This is a genomic window from Enterobacter sp. Tr-810, from assembly GCF_011752765.1.
GTDB lineage: Bacteria > Pseudomonadota > Gammaproteobacteria > Enterobacterales > Enterobacteriaceae > Enterobacter > Enterobacter soli.
In genome coordinates, this window is sequence record NZ_VWWW01000004.1 from 350,043 (window position 1) to 363,343 (window position 13,301).

Here is a 13,301-nt window from a genome sequence, read left to right on the forward strand (position 1 = left end):
GTCCCTAATAAAAAAGTACCGCTTTATGTTGTCTATGCCCGGGCGGCGAGCGCCCGGGTCATTATTCGCTGCTGTCAGGTAATGATGTTGTGGTGCTGATTCACAAGCTCGTCGAAGGTGGTCTGAACATTATCCAGGGTGACCAGTGTGGTTTTGGCGTAGGCGCTTCCTGTGCCGTCGCGGTCGATGGAAATCACGGTGTTGCTTCCGCTGGTGGTGACGGACACATAGTTACCGAGCGTAGATGTCTGGCCGTTCCAGCCCACCAGCAAATCGCCGATATCGATCTTATCCCCCTGCGATACCGAGAAATTGGTCCAGTGATCGCCGGTACCGTTGCCCCCGGTTCCGGCGCCCGTGGTGGTATCGAGCACGTGATAAATCAGCGTGTCGCCATAGGCACTGCCGGTCATGATGTCGTTGTGGTTGGTGCTGGTCATCTGCGGAGACAGGTTAATGGTCAGCGAGGCGGTATCGGTCTGGCCGTTGGCGGCGGTCAGGGTGTAATTGAAGACCTCCTTGCTGGTCATGGTGGCAAGTGAGATCCCGCTGTTCAGCGTGTAGGTATAGCTGCCGTCCACGCCAATAGAGAGCGTGCCGTAATGCCCGACAATCGACGCGCTGGCGTTGCTGGTGGTGTACGGATCAAGCGTGGTGACATGACCGTCATAGCCGGTGATGCTCAGACGGGTGTTCACCGATGCCAGCTGATCCAGCGCCCCTTGCGAATCCGTACCATCGTAGATATTGCCCGTCACCAGGTGCCCGGCGGTGGTTTCGAAGTTATTGAGGAACACCGAGGTGCCCGTCACGTATGGCGTGATAGTGATCCCCCCTATACCCAGTGGCCCCGCCGTACCGGTAAAGTTCAGGATGTATGTCCCGGCATCCAGATCCAGCCCGCTCAGGTTAATGGTGGTGGAGCCACCGGTAAACGAGTTGGAAGCAATCGGCGTAGAAGCCCCTTGCAGGGTAATCGACCAGGTGACACCTAACCCGCCCAGCGGCAGCAAGGATGCGATGTCAAAATGCAGCACCACGTTGTGCAGCGCGGTATTCGGGTCGACGGTAAAGGAGCCGCTGCCGGAGGCGCGGGTGGTACTCAGCAGGGCCGCCGTCCAGCTTGCGCTGCCGACGGAGGTATCGCTCCAGGCCGCGATGTGCTGTGTGGCATCAACGGTCACCAGTTTGCTGACATCATTGATGGCATCCAGCGCGTGCGGCGTTGGGGTGATGTTGAGCGACGCGCTGTCCTTGTGCCCGGTCGAGTCGGTAATGGTGTAGACAAAGGTATCCGGAGTGCGGATTTTGTCTGCCCCGGTGCCGGCTTTCAGGGTGTAGCTGTAGTTACCTTGCGAATCAATGGTCAGCGTGCCGTACAGCCCCTGAATGGTTGTGGTGCCCGTTGCGCTAACCTGAACGCCGTTCACCTCGGTGACCGTGGCGGTCACGCCGGTTGGCAGGATGTCGTCCGCCATCACGTTGCCGGTGGTGGAACCGTCGGTGCTGGACACCGTGTAAACGTGATCCTCAAGCACGTTCAGGGTGTAGCCAGTCAGGGCGGTGATCCCCGATGCGGTATTCAGCAGGAACAGATACTGCCCGGCCGGGAGATCCAGCGTCAGCTTGCCGGATGTGCCGCCCAGCAGCGGCGCGGTCAGCCAGCTTTTATCGTAACGATACTGCTGGTAGGTCTGGGTCGCGGCGTTGAACTTATAGACGTAAAGGTCAAACACCGAGCCGATGGCGACCCCACCAACGCTTGCCTGCAAGGTCATGGTGCGGGTGGTGCCCTGATCGACGTTATAGATAATCGGGTTGCTAAGGTTGCTCAGCACGTCGAGGGTGAGCACATTCCCCAGCCCGACACCCACCACCGTGAACCCGCCCTGGGATGATGTTCCGTTGTCGATGGCATGAACGCTGGTATCGAAGGTGAAGCTTGCCGCGTCATCCACCGCCGTGGCGTGGGCGACCGTCGCGCCAGAGCTGGTGCCGAGCGAAATCACCAGCTGGGCGCTGGCGGTAGATCCGTTGTGCGCGATGGTGTAGGTGAAGTTTTCCGTGCGGCCGTTGGCGCTGGCACTGGTGGTGGTCAGCGTGTAGGTGTAAGTCCCGTTGGCGCTGATGGTCAAATCACCGTACAGACCGTGAACCACGGTGGTGCCGGTGGCATTGATCGCAATGGTCTGGCCCTGCGCGTTCGTCACCTGGGTAACCAGCGTGCCGGATGGTGCATTGTCGCTGCCGGAGACGGCATCGTTGTCGGTGATCACGTTACCCGCAACGTTCAGGTTGGTGCCGACAATAGTGCCCGCGCTGGTTTGCGTGACGTCAACATCAAGGCTGCTGTAAGCACCGGTTGCCAGCAGGCTGGTATTGTAGGTCAGCACCCGATACTGCCCCTCAGAAAGCCCGGTCAGGTTCAGGGAAACCCCGTTTGCCCCGAGGGTTAACAGATTCAGCGTGCTGCCATTCCCGGAGTCCACCACCGTGGTCCAGACGTTGTTGGTGGCATCCCAGTGCTGCACCACAATCTGCATGGTGTTAAGCAGGCTGAGCACCGCGCCCGTCCCGTAGGCGTTAATGCTGATATTGGCCGACGCCCCCGGATCAATGTTGAAGGTGACCTGCGCGCTGTTGTTCCCCAGCAGCGAGAGCACGTTGCCGACTGCGCCCACCAGCAGCAGCCCGTAATCGCTGTACTGGGCATCGGTCACCGTCGCCGTGGTGGTGAAGTTCAGCTCGTCGAGGTTATTCGCGGCAGACAGCGGCAGGTTAGGGGCGATGGCCTGCCCCGACAGTGAAGTGTTACCTGCGGCATCGGTCGCGTTCAGCGTCAGTGTTCCCCCTTCGGTTTGCTTGTTGGCAAAGGTTAGAGTGAAGACACCGCTGGCGTTGGCGGTCGTCGTGTAGGTGGTGCCATCCGGCAGGCGTATGGTGACCGTGCTGCCCGCTTCGGCCTGGCCGGTCAGCACGCTGCCATCGGCGTTAAAGGTGCCGGTCGGGATGCCTGGTGCGGTGGTATCCACGACCACAGCAATGCTGCCCGAAACCGGGCCGGTGCCGGTGCCGTTGGAGGCGGTTGCCGTGAACGTATGCGTGCCTTCGCTCAGGGCGGGCGCGGTAAAGCTCCAGCTACCGTTTACGTCCGCAACCACCGTGCCCATCGACACCCCGTTGTTAAACAGGGTCACCGTTGAGCCTGGCTGCGCGGTCCCCGCAAGCGTTGGGGTGGTGTCGTCGGTACTCTGCCCGTTACTCAGCGTGCCTTTCACCGTACCGAAATCATCGGTCACGGTGTTGATGACCGGTGCGCCCGGCAGAGTGGTAAACGGTGCGATGACCGGGGAAGACAGCCCGACGTTGCCTGCTTTATCGGTGGCAAAGGCCAGCAGCGTTTCACCATTGGTCTGCGGTGGGTTGATGGTGGCGGTAAAGTTGCCGTTACCGTCCGCCGTGGCGGTGCCGAGCACCGTGCCGCCGCTGGTGGTAATGGTCACGGTGCTGCCTGCTTCCGCTGTACCCGTTACGCGAGTCCCGACATTAACCACCGCCAGCCCGCCCGGCACCAATGGCGCAACGGTATCCACCACAATAGAGGCGACAGGGGATGCGGCACTGGTGTTGCCCGCTGCATCCGTGGCGGTAACCGTAAAGTTATGCTGCCCGTCGTTGAGGATGGTGGTAGTTTGCGGCAGGCTCCAGTTGCCGTTTGCATCTGCGGTAACCTGGCCGACAAGCGTGGTGCCATCGTAAATTCTCACCACGCTGTTGGCTTCTGCGGTGCCGTTCAGCGTAGGTTGCGTGTCGTTGGTCGGGGTTGTACTGGTCACTGGCCCGGTGATGCTGCCCACATCGTCCACGATGGAGGTAATGGCTGGCGCGTTCGGTGCGGTCGCATCCACCACCAGGGTGAAGGTATTTGAATCACCGCTGGCGTTGCCTGCCGGATCGCTGGCGGTGGCCCTGAGCGTGTGCGAACCATCCGTAAGCGGGCTGGTTGGGGTAAAGCTCCAGCTGCCGTTGGTGGCGACTACGCTGCCCAGCAGGGTGCTGCCATCGTAAATTCGGATCACCGAGCCTGCCACCGCCGTGCCGCTCAGGGTCGGTTTGTTGTCATCTGTCAGTTGGCCGTTGGTGAGATTGCCAATGTTCGGGCCTACGTCATCAGCCACGGTGACGATAACCGGCGGAGCGGGCGGCGTGGTATCGACGGTCAGCAGGAACGGAGCAGACGGGTTGCTGATGTTACCGGCAGCATCGACCGCCCGTGCCGTGAAGCTGTGGGTGGTTTCGCTCAGGTTGCTGCTCAGCTGCAACGACCAGTTGCCGTTGATATCGGCGTTAGCCGTACCGATGAGCGTGGCTCCGTCATAGATGTTGACCGTGGCGAGCGGCTCGCTGGTGCCTTTCAGAAGAGGCTGCGCGTCATCTGTGAGCTGCCCGGTGCCCAGTGGCCCCTGAATGGTGCCGAAATCATCCACTGCCTGGGTGATGGCCGGTGCGGCAGGTGGCGTCAGGTCAACCACCAGCACATACGGTGGGGAAGCCGGGCCAACGTTTCCGACCGCATCGGTGGCGGTGAAGGTGAAGCTGTGGCTGCCCTCTGCCAGTGCGGCGGGGGTGTAATTCCAGCTCCCTGTACCGTCTGCCGCGATCTGGCCAATCTGCTTGCCATTGTCGTAAACGGTGATCAGGGCGTTGCCTTCCGTGGTGCCGCTAAAGGATGGTGTGGTGTCGTTGGTGGAATCGCCATTGCCCAGGGTCACCGTCGTGCCCACGTTGTCGATGACGCTTGAGATTATCGGAGCTACAGGCGCGCTGGTATCTACCGTGAAGGTCACGGTTGTGCTGCCGGTGCTGGTATTCCCGGCCGGGTCGGTGGCGGTGATGACCAGGTTATGCAGCCCGTCGGCCAGATTGGCGGTCGGAGTAAAGGTCCATGTGCCCCCCGCCGTGACCACAGCGGTGCCGATTTCGTTTGCGCCATCCTTGATATGAATTGTGCTGCCTGCATCCCCGGTGCCGCTCAGGGTCGGACGGTTGTCATCGGTGCGACCGCTGGCCGCTATCTGTCCGGTAATCGAACCGACATCATCCAGCACGCCGGTGACGGCAGGTGTGGCCGGTGCTGTGGCATCGACGGTGATGGCGAAAACAGGCGTGGTGGTGGACACGTTACCCGCGTCGTCACTGGCATAAATACGCAGGTTATGCACGCCATCACCCAGCGCTGTGGTTGGGGTAAAGCTCCAGACGCCACCGGTCACGATCGCTGTGCCTATCTGCACGCCGTTATCCAGAATGTGAATGACATTGCCTTCGCTGCCCGTACCACTCAGGGTCGGCAGGTTGTCGTTGGTCAACTGGCCGTTAGTGAGATTACCCACGCTTCCCGGCACATCGTCATAGACTGCATCCAGCGTTGGCTGCGCGGGCGCGGTGGTTGAGATGGTAATGTCGTAGTTGTCCGACGCCGTACTCTGGTTGCCCAGCGGATCGGTTGCCACCACCGTGAAGCTGTGCTGGCCGTCTCCCAGCGCTTTCGACGGTGTAAAGGTCCAGTTGCCGCTGACGTCGGCCAGCGCCGTACCCAGCACCGTGCCGTTGTCGCTGATGGTCACCGTGCTGCCTGCTTCGGCTTTACCGCTCAGGGTTGGCGTGGTGTCGTTGGTAGACGCGTTTTTGTCGATGCCACCCACGTTCAGCGGGACGTCGTCGGTGATGGTATCAATCGTCGGTTTAGCCGGTGCTGTGGTGTCGATCACCACCGCAAACGGATCGGAAGGCAGGCTGGTAATGCCCAGGTGAGTCACGGTAATGGTATAGGTGTGAAGCCCATCCAGTTGCGTACCCGGGGTGAAGGACCATGCCCCATTTGCCAAGGCTAACGCGATGCCGATCGGCAGCCCGTTATCATAGACGGTGATGGTATCACCCACGCCTGCGGTACCGCTCAGGGTTGGGGTGTTGTCGTTAGTGGACTGCCCGTTGGTCAGCGGCCCGGTGTAAGGCGGAACATTGTCAGTGACGGCATCGATAACCGGAATGCCCACAGAAATCGGATCGATAGTGACGCTGGCGGTGGCGGAGAGATCGCTGGTGGCAGAACCCACCGTGGCCGTGGCGGTAAAGTTGTGTGTGCCATTAGAAAGCGGCGTGGTCAGCTGGAAGCTCCAGCTCGTCTGGCTGGCGCCCAACGTGAAGCTGGTCAGGAGAACCCCGTCCTGGTACAGGTTTACGGTGCTGCCTGCGGCAGCCGTACCGTTCAGTACCGGCAGCGTATCGTCCGAAGTACTGCCTTTCACGTTACCGACCAGGGTGCCAACGTCATCGATAATGGTGTCGATGGTGGGTGGCTGAACGGTGCCCGTGACCTGGTAGCTGGCAGGATCGCTGGTGTTCCCGGCCTTGTCTTCGGCGGTCACGGTCAGGTTATTCCCTGACGTCTGTGGGCTGGTCAGGGTGATACTGAAGTGGTTGTTGGAATCGGCAGTGCCGGTGCCAATCAGGTTGTTGTTGGCATCGCGGATTTCCACCGTAGAGCCTGCTTCGGCCGTACCGGAAAGCGTCGTGCCCTGCACGTTAATGCTGATATCGGAAGGCTGTGCGGGCGCTAAGGTATCGACCGTCACGGTAATCGGCGCGCCGCTCGCGCTGACGTTTCCGGCTTCGTCTTTGGCGGTGGTGCTAAAGGTGTGATCCCCCTGGCCCAGCGTTGATGGCTGGAAGCTCCAGTTGCCGTTGGTATCGACCGTTGCCGTGCCAATCGGACTTTTGGTGCCGTTATAGTCGTCGTAAATCGTGATGACATCGCCCGCTGTACCCGTGCCGCTCAGTACCGGGCGCGGATCGTTGGTGGTGCCGTTGTTGGCGATCACCCCGGTAAAGGCATCCACGTTATCGGTAATGGTCGGGGCCGACGGCGTGGCCGGCGGATCGGTATCAATAATAATGGTCGCCCCGTGCGAGGCGGCGCTCTCGTTGCCCGCGCCGTCTTTGTCGGTGGCGGTCAGGGTAATGTTGTAGGTTCCGTTCGGTAACGGCGTGGCAGGCGTCCAGCTCCAGTGGCCATTATCATCAACCACGGCAGTACCCAGCGGTGTGCTGCCGTTGTAGATGGTGATCACATCGCCTTTCTCGCCTGTTCCGCTCAGGGTCGGCGTGGTATCACGGGTTGGCTGCCCCGGCGGGAGTATGACGTCCGTGCCGTCCGGGTTTACGGTGACCACCGGGGTGGACGGGGCATCTGGCGCAATGGTATCGACCACCACGTTAAACGCGCTGGAGGTGGTTGTGTTCCCGGCGGCATTAGTGGCGACCGCCGTAATGCTGTGCGACCCTTCGCCAAGCGGCAGAGACGGCGTAAAACTCCAGTTGCCGGAGGCGTCGACCGTGGCGTTACCCAGGAACTTGTTGCCATCGTAAATAGCAACAGTGCTACCCACATCCGTTTTCCCTTCGAAAAGGGGCTGGGTGTCATCGGTCGGCTTACCGCTGGTGACCGGGCCTTTCACGCTGCCCACGTCATCGGTGACGTTATCAATTGTCGGTGTGCCAGGGGCCACCGTTGAGAGGTTAAGCACAAAACTGGCGGCGGTGGTGCTGTGGTTACCCGCGGCATCCACGGCCACAAAACTCAGGTTGTGTGTTCCGGTGGTGAAGGCAGAGGCACCGGACGGTGTCCATGTCCATGACCCGTTTGGCGCAACCAGCGCAGTGCCAATGATATTGCCGTTTTCCATTATGTTAATGGTTGCACCGGCCTCCCCGGTGCCGTTAAAGGTTGGGGTGGTGTCGTTGGTGAGCTGCCCGCTGGTAATGTTCCCTGTATTGGCCGCGGCATCGTCAATCACCTGACTGATCACAGGGGTGTTTGGTGCCTGGGTATCAACGGTGATGCTCCAGGTGGCGGACCAGCCGCTCTCCTGGCCTTTGCTGTCTACCGCTTTTGCCGTAATGACGTTCCCGCCTTCCACCAGATGCACATCCGCCGGGAAGCTCCAGGTCCCGTCAGGCAAAATAACCGTCGAGCCAATTTTATTGCCGTTGGTGTACAGATCCAGCGTGGTGCCTGCTTCGCCTTTACCGTAGATGGTAGGGTGGTTGTCGTTTGTGATGCCGCCGTTCGCCACGCTGCCGGTGAAGTCAGCGACGTTATCGGTCACGCCGATGATCTCTGGCGTTTGCGCCGGTGTCGTGTCGGGCGCAACGGTGCTGGCCGGATCGCCGGTATTGCCTGCCGGGTCGGTTGCCCGCGCGGTTAAGGTTTCACCGTTGTTTTGCGCCGGGTTGAGCGTGATTGTAAAGTTACCCTGATCGTCCACCAGCGCGGTTCCCACGGTGCCCGTGCTGTTGGTCACGGTGACGGTGCTGCCCGCTTCCGCTTTACCGGTTAGCACTGTGCCATCTGATGAGACATCCAGGTCGGTTGGCGCGGCCGGTGGGGTGGTATCGGGCGCGGTGGCATGGGCAGGCTGGCTGGTGTTGTTTGCGCCGTCAGTTGCCGTGACGTCCAGCAGCTCGCCGTTTTTTTGCGGCGGGGAAATGGTCACGTCGAAGTGACCGTTATTGTCGGTGGTTCCTGTGCCAATTTGCTGGCCATTTTCCCCTTTCACGATAATGGTGCTGCCCGGTTCGGCTGTACCGGTAACGTGAGCACCATCCTGAGATACTGCGACGCCATCAGGAATAGCCGGTGGTGTGGTGTCCGGGGCATTCAGGCTTGCCGGGGCGCTCGGGTTACCGGCTTCGTCAGTGGCGATTACCGATATCTTTTCACCGTTGGTGAGGGCAGGAGAGAGCGTAATCGTGAAGTGGCCAGTCCCGTCTGCGGTGGTAGTCCCAATCACCGTTCCGGCGCTGTTTTTGATGGTCACAATGCTGCCCGCTTCGGCCGTGCCGGTGACCTGATCCCCCGTGCCGTTAATCTGCGCAACCGGGGTGGCAGGTGGCTGAGTGTCGATAATAAAGCTCAGGGGTTTGGACATGCCGCTGGTGTTCCCGGCGGGATCGGTTTCAGTGAGCGTCAAGGAGTGCGCGCCTTCTGAAAGCGCCTTACCTGGGGTAAAGCTCCAGTTACCTTTCGCATCTACCGTGGTTTCGCCAATTTTCACCCCTTTGTCATACAGGGTGATGGTATCGCCCGGGTCACCTTTTCCGCTCAACACGGGCTTGCCAGCATGGGTGTACTGGCCGCTCAGGATCGGGATGGCGCTGGAAGTTGTGTGATCGCTGGCGCTCAGCACGCCGGGTGTGGCGGGTGGTGTGGTATCTATTATCACGGTAAATGGCGGAGACGCAGGACCCGTGTTACCCGCGCTATCGGTGGCTTTTGAGGTAATGCTGTGCGCGCCTTCGCCCAAATCTGAAGAGGGGGTGAATTGCCATTTACCGTCGCTGCCCGCAGTCACGGTGCCGATGGCCTTACCGTTATCATAAATCGTCACCTTCGCGCCGGCTTCCGCCACACCGCTGAAGGTAGGGCGCGTATCATCGGTGCTTTGACCGCGAGAGAGTGCCCCCTGAATTGAGCCAACATTATCACTGGCACCGGTGATCGTCGGGGCCGCAGGGGCGGTGGTATCAGGATCGGTCGGGTCTACAGGCGTAGTGGGATCTGTTGGATCGGTGCCAGGGTTTCCGCCATTGCCGCCACTACTGTGACCGCCACCACCGCCGCCGCCACCACCACCTGCGGCAAGGGCAATGCCCCCTGCCGCGGCCACACCGCCAAGTACCCAGGGCCACACGGCACCACCGGTTGCGGACTCAGTACCCGCCGCGGCAAGCAGCGCATCCGTGGAGGCGATGGATTCGAAATGCACCACCGCAGGATCATCAACCCACCACAGCAGGCCGCCATCTTCTTCAAGTACCAGCTGGCTAAGTCCCTGCGCATCCGCAACGTAGAAGTTTTTAATGGTGATGGTTTCACCGGAGTGCAGGGTGATAACCAGATCGTTGCTACTGCGGGCAAAGTGATCAATATCGGAGCGCTCAAGGTGAAGCTTAATGACAGAAGAGTGGGTCAGAGTGACCTGAGCGCCTTCTGTGGTTGACTCCACGCCAGTCAGTTTTGAGATGACAGATATTTTGCTCATAGGGTAACGGCTCCCGGCAGCGATGCTATTTGGATTAGCAACTCTCTTTTGGTTTCTTCAGAGCGAGCGAGGCCCGCCAGTTTGAAGAGTGGCTATGCGCGTAAAACATATTATTTGGTGTCGATGGCGATATTCTCAGTATTTATTTTTCGGTAAAGCCCTTTCATGAATGTTGTTATTATTTAATTGCCTGTAAAAAGGATATAGCTATAAAAAGACGATTGCGCAAATTTAGCGCCAGCGAATAAGTGTCGAATGAGGGGGATAATGATGGTGACATGTTTATCATTAACTATCAGTTGGTTATGTTTGTTTTATGCCGTTATAGCTCTAGAGGTAAAGTGATGAATTTGCGATAGGGAGCCTTGTTTTTGTGATGCTGGCTTATTTTATTTATATAGTACTTAACGGCAGCTTAACAGATGTTTAAGCCTCATTATATTAATGGGAGAATATGATATATTATGTTTTAAATTATTTAATCGTATAGTGGCGTGATAAATATAATCTGCTAGCACATTTTTTTAAATCATAATTAGCATGAATATGTATTAAAAATACACATTGCCTGTTGTGGGTACCGCTTCGTTTTTCCGCTGAAAAAAATGCACCCGATGATGAATAAAAAATCCAGTCTGCGCGTTAACGGCATGAACATCCACTGTGCATTCATCATGGAGCAGAACATGAACACGTTGACCACGACTCGTTACCTGGCCGTTTCAGCACTGGTGCTTTTCCTGCAATCCCCACTTGCGCTGGCGATGGGTAATAATAGTACTGAGAGTAAAACGCCTGATTGCCCGTCCGGGCAGGTCTACGACAGCGTAAGCCAGAAATGTGTACCTGATAAAACCAGCAGTCTGAGCGATCAGGACAAAACCAACTATGCCTATCATCTGGCGAAAAAAGGCGAGTATCAGGCGGCGCTGAACCTGCTCGATACCCTGAAAAACAGCAATACGGCAGAAGCCTGGAACTACCGGGGCTACGCCACACGTAAGCTTGGCCGTACGGATGAGGGGATTGGCTATTACCAGCGTTCGCTTGCCCTGGAGCCTAACTACGCCAAAGCCCGGGAATACCTGGGCGAAGCCTGGATGGTAAAAGGTCGCCCTGACCTCGCAAAAGAACAGCTGAAAGTTATTGCCGGTATATGCGGCCAAAGCTGCGAAGAGTATCGCGATTTGCAGGCCGCCATTAACGGGCACCCTGAGTCCTGAGTCCCGTGGGAGGAGCAGAAAATCACAACCAGTGACGTTCGCCAGCAGCTTGCAGCACACCTGACGCGCCTGTGGCGCTACGGGCTGGTGTTGTCGCGAAATCGTGATATTGCCGAAGAGCTGGTTCAGTCCACTTGCGTGCGCGCGCTCGAAAAGAGCGCGCAGTTTACGCCGGGTACGCGCATCGACAGGTGGCTGTTTTCTATTCTGCATTCGATATGGGTGTCCGATTTGCGCGCGCGCCGTGTCCGTCAGGGACAGGGGTTTGTGGAAAGCGATGAACTGGAAGCGCCAGATACCCGCGAAAGCAACGATGACAGCCTGCGTTACCGGCAAATTATGCAGCGGGTGAATGCGCTTCCCGAGGCGCAGCGCAATACCGTGTTTTTAGTGTATGTCGAAGGTTTTACCTATCAGGAGGCCGCGGAGACGTTAGCGGTGCCGGTTGGCACGATCATGAGCCGTTTAGCCACCGCGCGCGCGACGCTGGTGAAGTCGTTTGACCTGCCGCCCACTGCAAAGGAGAAACGCTCTTGAAAGCGACCCGTTTTACTCCCCCGTATCACGACGATGCCATTGTCACCTGGCTGGATGGCGAGATGGAAAGCGAGGATGCGCGTCAGTTTGAACAGTATCTGCAACATGATGAGCAGCTTGCCGGGCGTACGGAAGAATTACGCAAAAGCCATCAGGATTATCAACGTGCGTTTGCCCCGTTACTTGATGAAGCGCCGCTGGCCCGAATGCAGGAACGGCTGGAGGCACATCTGGTCGCCAATCCACCGCCGCAGGCACGCGTCAGCCGCCGTGCGTTGATTGCGGCATCGCTGAGCTTTTTGGTGCTGGGAACCGGCGTGGGATATCTGGTGCGAACAACGTCGGGAGAGGGTGACGAGAGTGCGCAGATCCGCGATCTGGAGGCGCAATACATGTCGCTTTACAGTACCGAAACGCTGGTGGACGCCGACAGCGCCGCGCCGGTGCTTAAACGTGGTTTGGCCCGCACCGCGCAGGATCTGGGGCTGCAACTGAATGAACAGCAGCTGATGCTGCCGGGGGCAGAACTGAAGATGGTGCGTATTTTACGTTACGAAAGCACCTCGATTGCGCAGATTGCCTGGCTCCATCACGATTATGGCCCGATGGCGCTGTGTATTTCCGCCACGGAAATAGGGGATACAACGCCGGTTAAACAGGAAAAACGGCACAGCATGAACCTTGCCTGGTGGAATCATCGCGGGTATCAGTATGTCCTGATTGGCCGAAACCCGGCCTCCGAACTCCAGGCAACGGCGCAGGCGCTACTGCGGGTGATTGGCTGACCCGGGTTGCGGATGCGCGCCAATATTGATATCGATAGCAATGCGGTCGTCCACAACCAGCGCAAAGCGGTCCAGACCAAATGCCGAACGCGAGATGGCGGTGGTGGCATTCAGCGTCAAAGACGACGGAGATTGCTCTTCAAGCGCGACGTCCAGAATGACCGGACGACGTATCTCCCTCACGTCCAGCACGCCAAACACCCGAAAATGCCCCTTCTGAAGGGAAACGACCCGGTCGCTGATAAAGGCGATTGTCGGGTAGCGCGCGGCGTCGAAAAACATATTACTTTTGAGCTGCCAGGTGAGAAGGCTGTTGGACGCCACCAGCGTCGCCACCGGGATCGTCACCTGGATCTGGTCATTAAATTCGTTATCAGGATCGAGGGTGACTTTTCCGGTGACGTCCTTCAGCCACGCCTGGGAAAGGATCCCGCCAAATGCACGCCACGACAGCACAATGCCTGTTTTCTGCTGGTCGATGTCATAGTGAACGGGTGCCGCAAGCAGCATCGGGCTGAATAAAATGACAATCAACAGGGTGGCAAAACGCGTCATACAAGGCTCTCCATCAATCCGGCATAGTGTTAACGCCTGGAGCAGAGATTTTATTCAGCCCGCAGCAGCAAACCTGGCATAAAAAGCCGGGTCTA

Annotated in this window: 5 protein-coding genes; 3 read left to right on the forward strand and 2 right to left on the reverse strand. The window is 58.5% G+C overall.

What is annotated here, in order from left to right; genetic code table 11:
* Positions 1–74: 74 nt before the first annotated feature.
* The gene (locus F3J30_RS14460) at positions 75–10,106 is read right to left on the reverse strand and encodes a BapA/Bap/LapF family large adhesin (protein ID WP_166717680.1); all 10,032 of its coding nucleotides are present in this window, start codon (positions 10,104–10,106) and stop codon (positions 75–77) included.
* A 686-nt stretch (positions 10,107–10,792) separates the two neighbouring features.
* On the opposite strand from F3J30_RS14460, the gene F3J30_RS14465 reads away from it, so the two are divergent.
* The 3 genes from F3J30_RS14465 to F3J30_RS14475 are packed head-to-tail and all read left to right on the forward strand — an operon-like array spanning position 10,793 to position 12,651.
* Positions 10,793–11,329, forward strand: a complete 537-nt coding sequence (locus tag F3J30_RS14465) for a tetratricopeptide repeat protein (RefSeq protein ID WP_041162273.1) — start codon at positions 10,793–10,795, stop codon at positions 11,327–11,329.
* A 60-nt stretch (positions 11,330–11,389) separates the two neighbouring features.
* Positions 11,390–11,866, forward strand: coding sequence for a sigma-70 family RNA polymerase sigma factor (locus F3J30_RS14470; protein ID WP_211053274.1), 477 nt, complete (start codon positions 11,390–11,392; stop codon positions 11,864–11,866).
* A complete protein-coding gene (locus tag F3J30_RS14475) occupies positions 11,863–12,651 on the forward strand; it encodes a hypothetical protein (protein ID WP_166717681.1) in 789 nt (262 codons plus the stop codon). Before F3J30_RS14470 ends, F3J30_RS14475 begins: the two co-directional genes overlap by 4 nt.
* Here F3J30_RS14475 and F3J30_RS14480 read toward each other — a convergent pair.
* On the reverse strand, positions 12,631–13,206 hold the full coding sequence (locus F3J30_RS14480) for a YceI family protein (protein ID WP_166717682.1): 576 nt from the start codon (positions 13,204–13,206) through the stop codon (positions 12,631–12,633). The two genes, F3J30_RS14475 and F3J30_RS14480, sit on opposite strands and share 21 nt — an antisense overlap.
* Positions 13,207–13,301: the final 95 nt, after the last annotated feature.

What these genes read in the sequence shown, in the direction of transcription:
- F3J30_RS14465 (WP_041162273.1), top strand. Translation starts at nt 10,793, where the DNA reads ATGAACACGTTGACCACGACTCGTTACCTGGCCGTTTCAGCACTGGTG.
- F3J30_RS14460 (WP_166717680.1), bottom strand. Translation starts at nt 10,106, where the DNA reads ATGAGCAAAATATCTGTCATCTCAAAACTGACTGGCGTGGAGTCAACC.
- F3J30_RS14480 (WP_166717682.1), bottom strand. Translation starts at nt 13,206, where the DNA reads ATGACGCGTTTTGCCACCCTGTTGATTGTCATTTTATTCAGCCCGATG.